Origin of the sequence: Niallia sp. FSL W8-0954, assembly GCF_038005605.1 — a bacterium.
GTDB lineage: Bacteria > Bacillota > Bacilli > Bacillales > Cytobacillaceae > Niallia > Niallia circulans_A.
Genome location: NZ_JBBOTN010000001.1, coordinates 1,689,798 through 1,706,101, shown reverse-complemented (window position 1 = coordinate 1,706,101; position 16,304 = coordinate 1,689,798). Strand labels below are relative to the sequence as shown.

15 protein-coding genes and 1 riboswitch are annotated in these 16,304 nt (G+C 36.0%); of the genes, 3 read left to right on the top strand and 12 right to left on the bottom strand.

Annotation, left to right across the window (positions count from 1 at the left end; all coding sequences use genetic code 11):
* Positions 1 to 2: 2 nt before the first annotated feature.
* The 3 genes from NX902_RS08335 to NX902_RS08325 form a co-directional block, all read right to left on the bottom strand.
* Positions 3 to 815: an ABC transporter permease gene (locus tag NX902_RS08335; protein ID WP_217279807.1), complete on the bottom strand. Its 813-nt coding sequence runs from the start codon at positions 813 to 815 to the stop codon at positions 3 to 5.
* Positions 812 to 1,789: an ABC transporter ATP-binding protein gene (locus tag NX902_RS08330; RefSeq protein ID WP_171509489.1), complete on the bottom strand. Its 978-nt coding sequence runs from the start codon at positions 1,787 to 1,789 to the stop codon at positions 812 to 814. Before NX902_RS08330 ends, NX902_RS08335 begins: the two co-directional genes overlap by 4 nt.
* Positions 1,790 to 1,948: 159 nt before the next feature.
* Positions 1,949 to 3,301 (bottom strand): amino acid permease, encoded by a 1,353-nt coding sequence (locus tag NX902_RS08325; protein ID WP_163186641.1) that lies wholly within the window; start codon positions 3,299 to 3,301, stop codon positions 1,949 to 1,951.
* Between the two features lie 354 nt (positions 3,302 to 3,655).
* Between NX902_RS08325 and NX902_RS08320 the strand changes: the two genes are divergently transcribed.
* Positions 3,656 to 4,612, top strand: coding sequence for a ribose-phosphate diphosphokinase (locus tag NX902_RS08320; RefSeq protein ID WP_095333181.1), 957 nt, complete (start codon positions 3,656 to 3,658; stop codon positions 4,610 to 4,612).
* Positions 4,613 to 5,091: 479 nt separating this feature from the next.
* Here NX902_RS08320 and NX902_RS08315 read toward each other — a convergent pair whose 3' ends face one another.
* From NX902_RS08315 to truA, 4 genes are all read right to left on the bottom strand, one after another.
* Positions 5,092 to 6,291, bottom strand: coding sequence for a phosphoglycerate dehydrogenase (locus tag NX902_RS08315; RefSeq protein WP_095333183.1), 1,200 nt, complete (start codon positions 6,289 to 6,291; stop codon positions 5,092 to 5,094).
* 110 nt (positions 6,292 to 6,401) lie between these two features.
* Positions 6,402 to 6,481, bottom strand: a riboswitch (ZMP/ZTP riboswitch).
* Positions 6,482 to 6,574: 93 nt separating this feature from the next.
* Positions 6,575 to 7,192, bottom strand: a complete 618-nt coding sequence (gene nadD / locus NX902_RS08310; RefSeq protein ID WP_217279794.1) for a nicotinate-nucleotide adenylyltransferase — start codon at positions 7,190 to 7,192, stop codon at positions 6,575 to 6,577.
* Between the two features lie 18 nt (positions 7,193 to 7,210).
* Complete coding sequence (locus NX902_RS08305) at positions 7,211 to 8,662, bottom strand: nicotinate phosphoribosyltransferase (protein WP_123259673.1); 1,452 nt, start codon at positions 8,660 to 8,662, stop codon at positions 7,211 to 7,213.
* Positions 8,663 to 8,977: 315 nt separating this feature from the next.
* On the bottom strand, positions 8,978 to 9,715 hold the full coding sequence (gene truA / locus NX902_RS08300; protein WP_095333187.1) for a tRNA pseudouridine(38-40) synthase TruA: 738 nt from the start codon (positions 9,713 to 9,715) through the stop codon (positions 8,978 to 8,980).
* Between the two features lie 303 nt (positions 9,716 to 10,018).
* Here truA and NX902_RS08295 point away from each other — a divergent pair, with 303 nt between their 5' ends.
* Positions 10,019 to 10,405, top strand: coding sequence for an SET domain-containing protein (locus NX902_RS08295; RefSeq protein WP_095333189.1), 387 nt, complete (start codon positions 10,019 to 10,021; stop codon positions 10,403 to 10,405).
* Positions 10,406 to 10,424: 19 nt separating this feature from the next.
* On the opposite strand, the gene NX902_RS08290 is transcribed toward NX902_RS08295, so the two are convergent.
* Entirely contained in the window at positions 10,425 to 11,942 is a 1,518-nt protein-coding gene (locus NX902_RS08290) for a glycine betaine uptake BCCT transporter (protein ID WP_123257361.1), read from the bottom strand.
* Positions 11,943 to 12,051: 109 nt separating this feature from the next.
* Positions 12,052 to 12,234, bottom strand: coding sequence for a hypothetical protein (locus tag NX902_RS08285; protein ID WP_176474249.1), 183 nt, complete (start codon positions 12,232 to 12,234; stop codon positions 12,052 to 12,054).
* A gap of 230 nt (positions 12,235 to 12,464) precedes the next feature.
* Between NX902_RS08285 and NX902_RS25820 the strand changes: the two genes are divergently transcribed.
* A complete protein-coding gene (locus NX902_RS25820) occupies positions 12,465 to 12,647 on the top strand; it encodes a helix-turn-helix domain-containing protein (protein ID WP_163186740.1) in 183 nt (60 codons plus the stop codon).
* A gap of 217 nt (positions 12,648 to 12,864) precedes the next feature.
* Here the strand turns inward: NX902_RS25820 and pdxA are convergent, their stop codons facing one another.
* The 3 genes from pdxA to NX902_RS08270 are packed head-to-tail and all read right to left on the bottom strand — an operon-like array spanning position 12,865 to position 16,166.
* Complete coding sequence (gene pdxA, locus NX902_RS08280) at positions 12,865 to 13,866, bottom strand: 4-hydroxythreonine-4-phosphate dehydrogenase PdxA (protein WP_095333195.1); 1,002 nt, start codon at positions 13,864 to 13,866, stop codon at positions 12,865 to 12,867.
* On the bottom strand, positions 13,863 to 15,164 hold the full coding sequence (locus NX902_RS08275) for a four-carbon acid sugar kinase family protein (RefSeq protein ID WP_095333197.1): 1,302 nt from the start codon (positions 15,162 to 15,164) through the stop codon (positions 13,863 to 13,865). The genes pdxA and NX902_RS08275 overlap by 4 nt, the downstream gene beginning before the upstream one ends.
* Before the next feature lie 18 nt (positions 15,165 to 15,182).
* The gene (locus tag NX902_RS08270) at positions 15,183 to 16,166 is read right to left on the bottom strand and encodes a 2-keto-3-deoxygluconate permease (RefSeq protein WP_095333199.1); all 984 of its coding nucleotides are present in this window, start codon (positions 16,164 to 16,166) and stop codon (positions 15,183 to 15,185) included.
* Positions 16,167 to 16,304 lie beyond the last annotated feature (138 nt).

Below are 16,304 nucleotides of genomic sequence, written 5' to 3'. Positions count from 1 at the left end.
ATTTACCCTCCTTGTACAATGACTTTTTTCATCGCTTTATGTAATGCCATTTTCCCAAGAAACACAAGTGCTACCAGCCATATTAATTGAATCATGATTCCTTCAACTGCTTCGCTGTTCGGAATGTTACCAGAATAGACTCGAAACGGAAAATCTGCCGTTAATCGGAAGGGAAGAAGGTAAACAATTTGCTGAAGCCACTCTGGCAAAAGCGGAATAGGTATTACCATTCCAGCAAAGAACTCCCCTACTACACCAAATACTAACAAAGATCCCATTGGGGAAAGCGTAATAAAAACGGAAATATAAATAAACATAGAAATAGACACTAATACGAACAATCCTAATAAGAGGGAAATACAAAATAATATAAATGTTTTTAAATCTGGCGGTAACATTAGCCGATAAGCAGACGGAAGGAGAAATGCCAGTAATAGTATGGGGAAGCACCTTAGCAGCGCACTTGCTAACCGCTGCGCTAATAACTTACTAAACCAGTATTCATAAATCCCAATTGGTCTGCATAACTCATAGGCAATATTTCCTGTCGTTATTAAATCAAACAATTCATTGTCACGAAACCATAGCATAATAAACGCTAAAAAAGATTGCTGCAACCATAAATAAGTAACTAATTCTTCCAAGGAAATCGGCTGTTCTCCCATCGTTTGTGCATAAAAAGCTTGAAAAATCATAATATAAATAAATCCCCAGAAAAACTGTGTAGCCACTCCCGCTAAAGCGGCTGCCCGGTATTGCATCCCATTTAATAATCGTAATCTTAACACAGCCACATATGGTTTAATTATCCTCATATTTCGTACTCCTTATAAAGCTGTACAATAATATCTTCAATCGGCTGTGATGTTACAGAAACGTCGACAAGATCCAGAGAATGAGACAATTGCATAATAACTTCCGAGACAGAAATTACCGATGTATCTACACTTAAAATGGCTCTTTCCTCCGTCCAAGAAAGAATATCGGCTCCTGGAATTTCAATTGGTGCATTGCTAGATTTATAGTCTGCAGTAATGGTACGATGGGAGCCAAAACGGCTTCTTAATTCCTGCAAATTCCCATCATATAACAGGCTCCCTTTTCCTATTAGAAGAACACGGTCACATAGTGCTTCGATATCAAACATATCATGTGTTGTCAGGATAACCGTTACGTTCTTTTGTTTATTGATTTTTTTTATAAAATTTCTTACTGCTATCTTGCTTACTGCATCAAGACCAATGGTAGGTTCATCTAAGAAGAGAATTTGTGGATTATGGATAAGAGAAGCAGCAATTTCACAACGCATCCGCTGCCCTAAACTGAGCTGTCTTACTGGTGAATGTATGATATCTTTTAACTCGAGTGTTTCCATTAATAACGAGAGTGTTTCCTTATAGTCCTTGTCTGATACATGATAAATATCTTTTAAAAGGGCAAATGAATCAATTACTGGGACGTCCCACCATAGCTGGGATCGCTGCCCAAAAACTACGCCAATATTTTTCACATATTCTACACGATCCTGCCAAGGGGTATAGCCCATAATTTCACAAGCGCCGCTGTCTGGTACTAGAATACCACTCATTACTTTAATCGTCGTTGATTTTCCTGCTCCATTTGGACCGATATACCCCACAATTTCTCCAGGATTTATTGTAAAACTTACATCCTTTAATGCATGGACAATCGTATGCTCCCTTGAAACAAGAGCTTTCAGTCCTTCTCGAAGACCTGCTGCCCTCTTCGCAACCTTAAAGGATTTATTGATTCCCTTAACCTTAATCAATGCTTCTCCCTCCTTTTCAAAAGAAGAATATAATAGCATTTTATTGAAGATTTTGTCAATATATTTTTTTGATTTTTTCAAATCTTTTGCCACTCAAAAAAACAAAGCCTGAAACCGATATGTAAATCAATTTCAGGCTCTATTTTTAAAAGAAATCTATTAATTTGCAGATTGTTTCCACTTAATTTGATAAATCACCAATAACAAGATAAACCAGACTGGTGTAACAAATAATGCAACTCTTGTATCTTCAGCAAGCGCTAATACAACAAGGACAAACGCTAGAAAAAGAAGAATAAGATAATTTGCAAATGGAAAGAGTGGCATTTTAAATTTATTTTTTGCCGCTAGTACTGGGCGTGATTTACGATACTTTAAATGACAAAGAACAGTAATTGCCCAAATAAAGATAAAGCAAACGGTCGATATGCTTGTGATTAACGTAAATACGCCTTCTGGCATGATGTAATTTAAAATAACAGCAATTAACACGACAATCACAGAAAAGAATAGCGCATTTGATGGCACTTGATTTTTTGTTAATTTAGCAAGAGATTCTGGTGCATTCTTTTCCTTTGCCAACGCAAACATCATTCTGCTTGTGCTAAAAATCGCACTGTTACAGGCTGATGCTGCGGAAGTTAACACGACAAAGTTCACAATTCCTGCCGCTGCTGTTATCCCAACAGCCAGGAATACTTGAACAAAAGGACTTTCAGCGGGATTAATGGCATTCCAAGGGTAAATACTCATAATAATAAGCAATGCCCCCACATAAAAAATTAAAATTCTTATCGGAATATTATTAATTGCCTTTGGAATAACCTTTTCAGGATTCTCAGTTTCCCCAGCTGTAAGCCCTACTAATTCAATTCCTACAAAAGCAAAAACAACCATTTGAAAAGAAAGAATAAACCCATTCATTCCATTAGGAAACATGCCGCCATGATTCCACAGATTGGTAAAGCTTGAAGGACCCGCATCTGTTGAAAAGCCTTTTACTATCATAATGAAGCCAATAATAATTAATGCAATAATGGCAATAACTTTAACTAAAGCGAACCAAAATTCCATCTCTCCAAAAAGCTTTACTGTAGCTAAGTTCATAATAAGTAAGACAATTAAAGCAATAAAACCTGGTAACCATTGAGGTACATGAGGAAACCAAAGCTTTGTATACAAGCCGATAGCAGTTAAATCTGCCATTGCAATCGAAATCCAACAAAACCAGTACGTCCATCCTGTTACAAAGGCAGCTTTTTTGCCAAAATAGTCATTTACAAAATCTACGAAGGAATGATATTCCAGATTAGATAAAAGCAGCTCTCCTAGTGCTCGCATAATCAAAAAACAAATGATACCAGTTATGATGTAGGCAAATAGAATAGATGGGCCCGCTAAGTGGATTGATTTACCAGCCCCTAGAAAAAGCCCTGTTCCTATTGCTCCTCCAATTGCAATTAATTGAACATGTCTGTTTTTCAATCCTCTAGACAATGTTTCTTGCTGCATGTTTAATCACTCTCTTTTCAGTTATACTATTTAAATTTTTTTATGTAACAAGAGTTAACGAAATATAGTTTAGCACATTCTAAGACAAGATACACGAATCTCTGTATTTATCGAATTGCAAAAGTTTCTTTTAAAAAACAATCTTTCATTTTAGGTTTGGAAAAGCAGATTATTGGACTATAAAGTATTAATACTATTCTATTGCTCCCACTTGCAAGAGAAAGATGTTTCATTAAGAAAAAAAACTATTATTAGGTTGCAATGCAAATATCAGTAACCTACAATATTTGATAGAAGTATCTTTAGGAAAATGAATCATCACTAAGAATGTTCAAATTATAGGAGGAAGCATTCATGCCCAATACATATCAAGGAACCAAATTAAAAGTTTTCGCACTCAATTCGTCGCTAGAACTAGCTCAAGAAATCGTGGATCATCTTGGTACCGAATTAGGAAAATGTACAGTCAAAAAATTCAGTGATGGTGAAATTCAAATCAATATTGAAGAAAGTGTCCGCGGCTGCGAAGTATTTGTTATTCAATCTACATGTGATCCAGTAAATCAAAGTATTATGGAATTGCTTATCATGATAGATGCGTTAAAACGAGCTTCTGTTAACACTATTAACGTTGTTATTCCGTATTATGGATATGCACGTCAAGATAGAAAAGCTCAGCCAAGAGAGCCCATTACCGCTAAGCTAGTTGCCAATTTAATTCAAAAATCTGGTGCAGACCGTGTGATAACTTTAGATTTACATGCACCACAAACACAAGGCTTCTTTAATATCCCAGTTGATCAATTAGTAGGTATCCCGCTCCTTGCCGATTATTTAAATACGAAAGAATTTTCACATGATGTTGTTGTAGTTGCCCCAGACCACGGCAGCGTAACTCGTGCACGTGAGCTCGCAGACCGCTTAAAAGCACCTATCGCTATTATCGATAAACGAGGCCCAAAAGATTTCGGTCCACGCGAAGTAAACGTTGTTGGTAATATTGAAGGAAAAACGGCAATTATTATAGACGATATAGTGGATACCTCTTATCGAATTACTACTGCCGCGAAAGCCTTACTTGATAATGGCGCTGAAGACATATACGCATGCTGTATTCATCCTGTTTTATCTGAACCAGCTATTGATATGATTCAAGAATCACAAATTAAGGAATTGATTGTAACAAACAGCATTCCACTTACGGAAGAAAAAAGAATCGACAAGATTACACAGTTATCTATTGCTGAATTACTAAGTGATGCCATCAGCCGCGTTTATGAACATAAGTCAGTAAGTGTGTTATTTAAATAAACCGTATTAAGCAAAAGGGTTGTCCTGTTGGACAGCCCTTCTGACTGTAAACAAACTCCGGTATTTTGGAAATGGAAGTTTGAGTAAAGAAACTTTATTCTTTGAATCAAGGTATTGCTTTCCGCTCCGGGGGGTTCGCTTTCCGTGAGGCTCGCGCTGAGCCGCTTCGGCCTTCAGCCTGTAGGGTCTCAGGCTGTCTCGCTAATCCCACAGGAGTCTCACCCCCTCCACTCCAAGCAACGCATGAAAATGCAATTCCACTTCTCCAAAATCTTTTGTCGACAAACTGAAGGGTTGTCTTATAGGACAGCCCTTTTTACTATAAAAATTCTAATTTAATAAACGTGTTTCCATCCTATAGGGAGAACCATTTAGCACTCTACTTCAAATCTAGCAAGATCCAATTATATACAAATAGACTCCGGCAAAAAATCCATTTCACCTTAGAGCCTATCATGTCTATTTCCTATATTACGTATTTAGATAACTCTCAGCATTACAATTCCGTCGATTTCCTTTAATTGCTTAGATAAAAGAGGAACAATCTCATCCGCTACTTGGTTATCAATATCTATCATCGTGTATGCATACTCGCCTCGACTTCTATTTATCATATCAGCAATATTTAACTGATAAGTAGAAATGACTTGTGTCATTTGACCAACCATATTAGGAACATTTAAATGGAAGGCCGTCACCCGACGTTTCCCCGCATAGGGGATAGATGCATTCGGAAAGTTTACTGCATTTTTAACATTTCCGGTTTCTAAGAAATCCTTTACTTGACGCGCTGCCATTACTGCACAATTTTCTTCTGATTCTCCTGTAGATGCTCCAAGATGTGGAATTGCAATCGTATTTTTCATTTGGAGAACATTTTCATTTGGGAAGTCTGTTATATAGCGTCCGATCTTTCCATCTTCCAATGCAACAGCCATGTCTATTTCATTCACTAGCTCTCCACGAGAAAAATTTAGAATTTGTGTCCCTGGTTTCATTAAGGAAAATGCCTTTTTATTAAACATGCCCTTCGTGTCTTCTGTTAATGGAACATGAACCGTAATGTAGTCAGACTCTGCAAATAATTGATCTAATGTCATTGCTCGCTTGACATTACGTGACAAATTCCAGGCAGTATCAACAGAAAGAAATGGATCATACCCAATAACATCCATATCAAGAGCAAGAGCATCGTTTGCTACGAGAGCACCAATTGCACCTAAGCCAATTACACCTAGTGTTTTTCCTTTAATTTCATGACCAACAAATTGTTTTTTACCTGCTTCCACAAGTTTTGGAACTTGATCCCCTTCCGTAACAAGGGTTTTGGCCCATGACACTCCTTCAAATAAATTTCGGGAAGAAGCCATTAATGACATGAGCACCATCTCTTTTACGGCATTTGCATTCGCACCAGGTGTATTAAATACAACAATTCCTTTTGCAGTACATTGTTCAACTGGTATATTATTTACTCCTGCACCTGCACGTGCTATTGCCTTTAAATTATCTCCCAATTCCAACCCATGCATATTAAAGCTGCGTAAAAGTATCGCATCAGGATTGGCACACGTATCATCCATTGTAAAATTCCCTTTTTTAAATACGTTTAGTCCACTTGCTGCAATATTATTTAACGTTTTAATTGTTTTTACTTCTTTAACAGTCGTAGTGCTCATCTCCATTGCTCCCTTTTTCATCAATTATATTCTTTGTAAGCTTGGAACATCCTGCATCCCTTTTTCAACCGCAATAGTAAAAAAAGAAAAAGGCAAGGAGTTCATTCCCTTACCTCTGCCCAGGCGAACGGCATACGACACTATGTGCTCCCCTACGGTTATCCGTATTTCGCCAGTTACACATAGCCTTTAGATTTGCCTTCATTCTATCAGACTATTCAGTATTCATCAATTACTAATTTCTTATTAATTTTGTTCTTTTTTATGCTTTTTTTAGAATGGTTTATTGATATAACTTATTTTTCTTTATATATTGATAACACTTTTCTGGCAAAAGATACCTTGGTTCTCCCCCCATTGAAAACTCTTCTCGTATATAAGTAGAGCTTATTTCCATGGACAGTCCCTTATCTAACAAGTGAAAGGTCTTCCCATCATCATGATTGCGAAGAAGTGGTGAGCGGCTGATCGTGGAAAGCATATCAATCCCATTTCGAGCCATAACGATAAATCGATTTTCCGCTACTAATTCTTCCCCTTTGGTCCATTTACCTTGACCAATATCAACAAGTAAATCGGCTCCCATAATGAAATATACCTCGTCTTCTGGAAGTAACTTTTTAAAATAATTCATCGTGTGATACGTATAGATTTCCCAGCCATCTTGCTTCATTTCATAGTCATCGAATGCAAATTTATCATTGTCAGCTATTGCCATATTAACCATCTCTATACGATGTTCATCAGCTGTTTCCATTGTTTTATCTCTTCTTTTGCTCGAAGAAGGAAGAAAAATGACTTTATCTAACTTGCATCGATGAGCAACTGTACTGGCCGTCCAAAGATGAACATTTGTAATGGGATCAAAGGATGATCCATAAACCCCTATTTTTCTCACCATATTTTCTTCCCTTCTGTTTTAAATTGGGTTCGTCTTTTCCTTCATTTTCTCTATATAATTGCGCTTGTTCTCCCAGCAAGCTTTACTTAAATCAACTGGATACTCTTCCGGATTGAGCGTTCTTTTATATTCATTCCATAACAACTCTAGGTTATCCTCGACCTTTTTTTGAATATCGGTTAATAGTGGCGGCGTTATTTGAATATGCCCATTCTTTATAACTGGATGATGTAATTCAATTGCCTGGTAATTTGTTACCACCTTATTTAAATAAGGATGAACAGGATGAAACATTTTTAAAGGCTCTTGTGTGATGGCTTCAGATGCGAGGGTAATATAATCCCCTTCCGCATGACCATTTTCCTTGTTAATAATTCGATATACTCTTTTCTGCCCTGGTGTAGATATCTTTTCCGGATTTCCAGATAATTTTATCGTATCCCTCATTTCACCTGATTCATTTTCAATGCTTACTAATTTATACACAGCTCCTAATGCCGCCTGATCAAACGCTGTTATCAGCTTGGTTCCAATTCCCCAAATATCAATCTTTGCTCCTTCTGCCTGTAAATTCATAATTGTATACTCATCTAAATCATTCGATGCGATAATTTTCGCATCGTAGAACCCGGCTTCATCGAGCATTGCTCTTGCTTTCTTAGAAAGATAGGCTAAATCTCCACTGTCTAAGCGAATTCCTTTAAAATGAATTTTATCACCAAATTCCTTTGCAATCTTTATGGCATTTGGTATACCGGAACGAAGTGTATCATATGTATCCACTAAAAAAACGCAGTCTGTATGCGCCTCTGCATATTTCTTAAAAGCTTCATATTCATCTTGATACGCTTGAACTAATGCATGGGCATGTGTACCAGATACAGGAATGCCAAAAATCTTACCAGCCCTTACATTACTAGTTGCAGAAAATCCTCCGATAAAGGCAGCCCTTGTTCCCCAAATCGCCGCATCCATTTCCTGCGCTCTTCTTGTCCCAAACTCCATCGCCGTTTGACTGCCAATAACCTGCTTCATTCTCGCAGCTTTCGTGGCAATAAGCGTTTGATAATTAACAATATTTAACAATGCAGTCTCCACTAATTGCGCTTCTGCAAGTGAAGCTTCTACACGGAGAATAGGTTCATTAGCAAATACTAGCTCTCCTTCTTGCATGCAATAAATGTCTCCTGAAAAAGTAACATTTTTTAGGTAATCTAAAAAATCCTCCTTATAGCCAACTTCATTTCTTAAATAATCAATATCACTATCTGTAAATCGGCAATTTTTTATATAAGATAAAATCCGTTCTAAACCAGCAAAAACAGCAAAGCCATTACCAAATGGCAGCTTGCGAAAATAAAGTTCAAATACAGCTTTTCGCTCATGTATCCTATCTCTCCAATAGGTCTCCATCATGTTAATTTGGTAGAGATCGGTATGAAGCATAAGACTGTCATCAGCATAATTCATCTAAAATTTCCTCCTCCAAATAAATTCATAGCAACATGCAAAAATTATTTTATTTCCTTAGGATGTGACAAATCTCTGTATCTTATATAATTATCCTTTTATTCGTCAAATCATTCTTTTTTAAGCAAACCTTTTCACATATATAGGATAAAATTTATTTTTAAAAGTCATATAGTGAATTTCTTTGTATATCTCTTGCCGCTAAAGTCTGAACTAATTCGATCACTCTGTCCCTCACTAGTGTTCCCTAACTATTAAAACGATACAAAAAAAGCAAGTAGTTCAGAAATAACTACTTGCTCGTCTTCACTTCTATTAAAACTTTACTTTTTCCAAAAATAATCCATTCGCTTCTGCCATCATGCCTGTTAGACTACGATCTTTTGTTTCCAAAATTGCTGGAATAGTATCCGCTTCGACTTTTCCTAGGCCAACTTCAATCAATGTACCAACTATTTTTCTGACCATATTATAAAGGAAGCCATCGCCGCTCACGCGAATTTCTATAAATCCGTCTACTTCTTTTATATCAACATAGTATACTTCTTTCACCATTGACTTTTTCTTTGATTTAGCATTGGAGAAAGCTGTAAAATCATGTTTCCCCACAAAATAGACAGCTGCTTGTTCCATTTTCTTTAGATTTAATCTTTTCTCTACATGCATGCTATATTTACGCATAAATGGATGGGTATACGATTTATTCCATATTTTATATAAATACGTTTTATCCTTTGCATTATATCTGGCATGAAAGCGATCAGGAACGATCTGTACTTTTGAGATACTAATATCATTCGGCAAGTAGTGGTTTAAATAATTCATTACTTCTTTTTCCGTCATCTCTTTCTTCATTTTAAAATTGGCAACTTGAGATAAAGCATGCACCCCTGCATCTGTTCTGCTGCAACCTATAATTTCAATCTTTTCTCCTACCATTTCTGTTAAGACATTTTCAATTTTTCCTTGAATGGATTGGTCTCCATTTCCCAGACGCTGCCATCCTTTGTAACGGCCGCCATCATATTGAATAAGCATTTTATAATTTTTCATTTTTTCTCCTGTTCTTTACCCTTTTATGTTATTTATTATAAGAAACTACGAGCATCCTTGTTTCAGGTTTATTAACACGCCATCACCTTACTATGTTGAAATCATTTAAGGAAAATACTCCATAATGGATATTATCTCATTATACACTATTAATCCTCAAACCTTTATTAGCTAAAAAGTCAATTTATTACAAGAAATATTTCTTTTTTATAAAAAATTTTTTTATTTATTTCCTAAATAATAGAAACAATGTTAGAGTATGATATAGCAGTATACTTTAGAAAGAGTTGTAGGTGATCAATTATGATTGAAATTAAAACATCTCCCTTAAGTGATGGAGAATTCAATAGAGGCGTGTTTGCTACATGTGATATCAAAAAAGGTACTTTATTCCATGAAGCTCCCGTTGTTCCATATCCAAATGAGCAGCACAAATATATCGAAAGAACAGTACTAGAAGATTATGTTTATGAATATGGGATTAACCACAGTGCTGTTGTTCTAGGATACGGCATGCTTTTTAACCATTCCTATGAACCAAATGCAACATATGAAATTAATTTTGATAAGCATACATTTGACTATTATGCTTATAAGGATATAAAAGCTGGCGAAGAAATATTAATCAATTATAATGGCGAAGTCGATGATTATGAGCCGTTATGGTTTAATAAAGATAAAGAAGATTAAGAAGAAAAAAGGCTCGATATCACATCGAGCCTTTTTTCTTTTTCCACTTCGATTCATATTCTGCTTTCTCCCGATGCACTTCCTTCAATAAACTTACCGTCATTAAGATCATAATAACGGAAAAAGGGAGAGCGGCAATAATCATCATATTTTGTAAACCATCTAATCCCCCTGAATAAAGTAAGACCAGCGAAATAGAGGTAAGTAAGAGTCCCCAAATTACTTTAATTCTATTGCTCGGATTCTGAATTCCATTGGCAGAAAGCATACCTAAAACAAATGTACCTGAATCTGCTGAGGTAATAAAGAACACACCAATTAATACAATAGCTAAAATAGATAGTACCGCACTAAGAGGAAAATGTTCTAAAAGAGCAAATAATGTTTCTTCCGTTGCAAAAGTGGAAATAGTACCTAATCCTTTATGCTCGATAAACATCGCATTACCGCCAAATACTGTAAACCATAAAAACCCAATTATTGAGGGAATAAATAAGACAAAGGTAACAAACTCACGAATGGTTCTTCCTTTGGAAATTCTAGCAATAAAAATTCCGACAAACGGTGACCATGCAATCCACCAAGCCCAGTAAAAAATGGTCCAAGTATTTATCCATTGACGATTCTCACCATTTAAAGGAGAAATGCGAAAGCTCATGCGCACTAAATTCTGTAAATACGTCCCCAATGTATCTGTAAATAAATTGAGGATAAAGACTGTATTTCCCAAAATAAATACAAATAAAAGCAAGATAAACGCTAATATCATATTCATATTACTAAGGATCTTAATTCCTTTCCCTAATCCTGAGACAGCTGAAAGTAAAAATAAGATGGTAACTATTACGATAATAATGAATTGAGTTAAAAAACTTGAAGGAATCCCATAAAGAAAGGAAAGCCCTCCATTTATTTGCACAGCACCGAATCCTAGTGTTGTCGCTATTCCAGTAACTGTCGCAAAAACAGCGATAATATCAATGATTCTTCCTAATCGTCCATCCATAGAATTACCTAGCAATGGTTTTAAGGTCGAACTAATTAACGTCTTTCCTCCCTTGCGAAAGGTAGTATAAGCAAGACTTAATGCCACAATTCCATACACTGCCCATGCATGAATTCCCCAATGAAAATAAGTAAATCTCATTGCATCTTTCATGCCTTGTTCTGTGCCAACCTCATTTGTAGGTGAACTAATAGCATAATGACTAAGTGGTTCCGCAGTCCCGTAAAACACAAGTCCGATTCCCATTCCCGCGCTAAAAAGCATCGCTAACCATACTATTCGGGAAAATTCAGGCTTATCCTCGGGTTTACCTAATTTAATTCTCCCTACCGGACTTAATAATAAGTACAAACATATTATCACGAAAAACGTGACGACAATTAAATAATACCAACCAAAAGAATCTGTAATAAAAGATTGTGCACTAGCTGAAGTTTGTTCAAGCGTTTCTGGTGCAAATACTCCTACTAACACAATCACTAATAAAATAATTACAGAAACATTAAAGACAAGATAATTTTTAAACTTCATATAATAAATTCTCCTTCTAATAATCGAATACTAATCTATGTAGAATTGCTGTCTAGGTTATTATATCCTTTATTAGGAGAATTAAACAAATACTAGCCCTTTCAGCTTCTTAAGGAGCTATCCTTTTTCCTGGTTCTCTACTGGACTCCCTAATTGCATCTAATACTTGTTGATTCATTACTCCCATCATAAAATCAGGGAAACCTAATCTTACCTCCCCATATAGCATTTTGGCGAAATCTTCCCATTCTGTCAAATAGACCGATTTTGGAACATGTATTTTTTTCTCCACAAGTTCACCCAATGATATGATAATTTATATTACCTACTTAGTTGATATTTCGCTACAATACATAGATTTTATTCATTCTCAGAAAAACGTTGTAAATACAATTTGTGACTATATTGATGAACATTATCATGAGAATATTACAAGAGATAATATTGCAAAGATTGTATACTTAAGCCCAGATTATATAACAAGAATTTTTAAGAAAGAAAAAGGACTCTCTCTTGTAAACTATAACATCAAAAAAAAGAGTAGACATCGCTAAGGAGCTACTCATTCAAACTACATTACCAGTACATATCATCTCAGATAAAGTCGGATATGGAAATTACTCCTACTTTACCAAACTTTTTAAAAAAGAAACAAATTACACTCCTTTTGAATATAGACGAAAAGAAAAATCCTCCGCTTTATAAATAAAACTAACCATCAGTATTTTTGCTTATCCCACTGATGGTTAGTTGCAATTTCGCATTTTTATATCGAGCTCCCATATCCAGCTTCCTCAAATTCAGCAGCTTGAGATGCGGAGAATTACTGAATGATGAAGTTAAGATAAAGCTTCGCTTTATTTATCTATCAAATACACTAACAAGTTAATAAATGGATCTTCTTGGGTGAATAAATTCGATGTCATTTAGGAGCTAGTTCTACAGCTTGTCGCATTGCTTCCATCAAGCTTTTTTCATCCGCGATTCCTTTTCCTGCGATATCAAATGCCGTTCCATGATCTACACTTGTTCGAATAATCGGCAAACCAACGGTAATATTTACTCCGGCATCTAATCCTAATACTTTCACTGGACCGTGTCCTTGATCATGATACATTGCTACTACAATATCAAAATCCCCACGTACCGTACGGAAAAATAATGTATCTGCCGGAAGTGGACCAACTGCTTCTATCCCTTCTTTTTGTGCTCTTTCTACAGCAGGAATTACTTTTTCTTCTTCTTCTCCATAACCAAATAATCCATTTTCACCAGCATGTGGATTAATGCCGCAAACAGCAATTTTCGGATTAGAAATACCTGCCTTTTGTAAAGTATCATGAGCAAGTTTAATAACATGATAGACACGTTCGGGATTAATCATCTTAACCGCATCAAGAATTCCAACATGTGTTGTAACATGAATAACTTTTAAATTCGGAGCAGACAGCATCATAGAAAAATCTTGAGTACCAGTAAGGTCAGCTAGAATTTCTGTATGGCCTGGATATTTATGCCCCCCTTTATGCAACGCCTCTTTATTTAGTGGCGCTGTACATATTGCATGGATTTTATCTTCTTTTGCAAGCTCAATGGCTTTAGCAAGATATTGAAATGCCGCATTTCCAGCTTCTGGAGCCACTTTCCCTACCGGAAGTGTTTCATCCAATAAATTTAAATCTAAACAATAAACAGTGCCATAATCATAGGTTATTTCGTTAATTTCCTCGACGGAAATATTTTGGATAGCTAAATCACTATTAACGAATTGTTTGGCTCTATTCAAAATCTTACTATCGCCAATCACCAATGGTCTGCTAATCGTATACATTTCCTCTTTACCAAGGCTTTTTAAAATAATCTCTGGACCTACCCCTGCTGCATCTCCCATTGTTATCCCTACAATTGGTTTTACATTACTCATACTATCACCCTTCTATTGTTAATTAAAAACTCTAATGCTTTTATTAAGGAATCTTCTTGGCCAAAGCCTCCTGCTTTCGTTACAGCCCAATAGCTATTCGTTTCTGTTCTAATTTTTCCAAAAGGAAGTCCTGGCTCAATTTCCATATATAAATCCATTTCTGTTACTCCCAGCGCACGACATACTGCCTTTGCAGTATCTCCTCCTGTTAAAACTAACCCTTTAATAAAAGGAACATTTTTTACTATATGGGTTGAAATGGTACCCAAACCATTTGATATTGCTGCACTAACATCATGTTTACTTAATCCAAGCATCTTACCTGCTTCAATGGCACGCTTTCTGTTGTCATCATCCGCTTCCACATAAAGAACAAAATGATGATGTTCTTTATTCTGCTGGACTATTTCCATAAACTCATCCAGCCTATAGCTACCATTTATTAAATCTACAGGGTCAACCTGCATAAAATAGGAATCTTGCAATCTATCAACCTTGAATAATTGTTTTTTCGTTACGTGAGATAAGCTTCCAGATACAATCAAAGTAGTTTGGATTTCCATATCTTCCTGTTCGTTTACTGATGAAGGTATCAAATGCAGCATTTCCGGCAGATATTCTATCAAGCCAGCAGACCCTGCCCAAATAATCGACTTATTTTGCTCAGAAAATAGTTTAGCAATATTTATGAGATCTTCTTCAGCTGCAGCATCACAAACAAACCATTTATTCCCTTCCACTAAGGCTGATTGTATAAGGTTGTTTATCTCCTCTTTAGACTTATGCCAAACTTCCTTATTCAACAACGTAATTTTCCTGTTATTCTTCGAATTTAAAAGCTTAGGCAAAAATGATTCCTGCACAGGTGTCTTCGGATCATTGGAAAATTCGGTTTCTGTAATGATTTTACCGTCTACAAAATGGTGCCCATTGATGGTTTGACGTCTCATTTTAGGATAGGCCGGCGCAATAACAACCATATCTGGATTATAAACAGATTCTAGCGCTGCAAGTTCTGCCTCTAAATTGCCTCTTAATGTGGAATCTACCTTCTTATAAATATGTTTATACCCATTCCTTTTGAGAAAGGTTGCTGCCTCTACTACTGCCTTATATGCATCCTCTTTTGCTCTCGCTCTACTGTCCGTATCTACTATTAGAACATCTGAAGCCATCTCTTTAGATGAATTTGTATAATCAAATACAACACTAGTAGATAACTTTTTTATCGCCAGCTGCACACCAGAATCGTTTGCGCCTGTTAAATCATCAGCAATAATCCCCATTTTGTTTTTCACGTCGAACACATCCTTATCTTACATTTTGATACCTTGTTCCTCAAACTTATATCCCTTTTTTTCTAATCTTTTCACTAAGAAACCTACATAGATTGGAAGCAGTATTGCCGTGGTCACCACTGATGCGGCCACCTGTACTGTTGCAATATCAACCACCGATGCAAAACTAGCATTTGCAGCGGCAATTACTGCAGGTGTTGCAACTGCATTCCCAGCTGTGGAGCCCTCAGCAGCCCCAACAATCGGATTCCATTTTAAAAGCTTAAACACATAGTAACCAGCAGTTCCGGTTACAAAAACGGTTAATAATCCTAGAATAATACCAGCCAAGCCACCTTCTAGAATGGCAGAAAAATTGATGCCCATCCCGAGAGAAAAAGCAAAGAATGGAATTAACATAGAACTTCCACTATCTAAAAAATCTCTCATTTTATCATCTAAATTACCTAATACCATACCAACTATGATTGGAAGAAGTACAGAGATAAAAGAAGTAAAAGAAAATAAACCGTCCACAAATCCCATTGCACCAAAAATGGATAGAGCAACCATTGTTAAAAATGGTCCATCATTAAGAGCTAATAAGGAATAAGCAGCTCTGTCTTCCTTACTTCCGTATTGCCCAACTAAAGCAACAAATAAGCCTCCATTACTATTTGTCATCGCGGCAATTACTGCAATAGGAGCTAAACCTAACCAAAGACCATTATCTCCAGCAAACAGATATGCTAGTAATCCAAAGGCTGCACCAACAACCCATTTTGTGATTAATAATGTTGCCCCTTTCCCAACAGATACCCCAAATGATTTTACATTTATTTGAGCTCCAGTACACAATAGAAATAATGCAATTAAAGTAGATGATCCATTAACAAATAAAGCCTCTGTAAAATTCCCGATTCTCAGAAGATTTGGAGCAAATGTATTTAATAATGCTGCAATTAACAACGGAACTACCATCATCCCTCCAGGAATCCGATCCAACGTTTCTTTAATCTTCATAATTTTAACACTCCTTTTTATATGTTTCAATTTTAAACAACAAGTAATCGTTTACAATTAAAATTGTAACTGCTTTCACCTATTACCACAATATAATTAGTATAAAACGTTGCAAAATGAAACAAAAAAAATAAAAAA

Coding starts and splice junctions, on each gene's coding strand:
- NX902_RS08335 (WP_217279807.1), bottom strand. CDS start 815: ATGAGGATAATTAAACCATATGTGGCTGTGTTAAGATTACGATTATTA.
- NX902_RS08325 (WP_163186641.1), bottom strand. CDS start 3,301: ATGCAGCAAGAAACATTGTCTAGAGGATTGAAAAACAGACATGTTCAA.
- NX902_RS08320 (WP_095333181.1), top strand. CDS start 3,656: ATGCCCAATACATATCAAGGAACCAAATTAAAAGTTTTCGCACTCAAT.
- NX902_RS08315 (WP_095333183.1), bottom strand. CDS start 6,291: ATGAGCACTACGACTGTTAAAGAAGTAAAAACAATTAAAACGTTAAAT.
- nadD (WP_217279794.1), bottom strand. CDS start 7,192: ATGGTGAGAAAAATAGGGGTTTATGGATCATCCTTTGATCCCATTACA.
- NX902_RS08305 (WP_123259673.1), bottom strand. CDS start 8,662: ATGAATTATGCTGATGACAGTCTTATGCTTCATACCGATCTCTACCAA.
- truA (WP_095333187.1), bottom strand. CDS start 9,715: ATGAAAAATTATAAAATGCTTATTCAATATGATGGCGGCCGTTACAAA.
- NX902_RS08295 (WP_095333189.1), top strand. CDS start 10,019: ATGATTGAAATTAAAACATCTCCCTTAAGTGATGGAGAATTCAATAGA.
- NX902_RS08290 (WP_123257361.1), bottom strand. CDS start 11,942: ATGAAGTTTAAAAATTATCTTGTCTTTAATGTTTCTGTAATTATTTTA.
- pdxA (WP_095333195.1), bottom strand. CDS start 13,866: ATGAGTAATGTAAAACCAATTGTAGGGATAACAATGGGAGATGCAGCA.
- NX902_RS08270 (WP_095333199.1), bottom strand. CDS start 16,166: ATGAAGATTAAAGAAACGTTGGATCGGATTCCTGGAGGGATGATGGTA.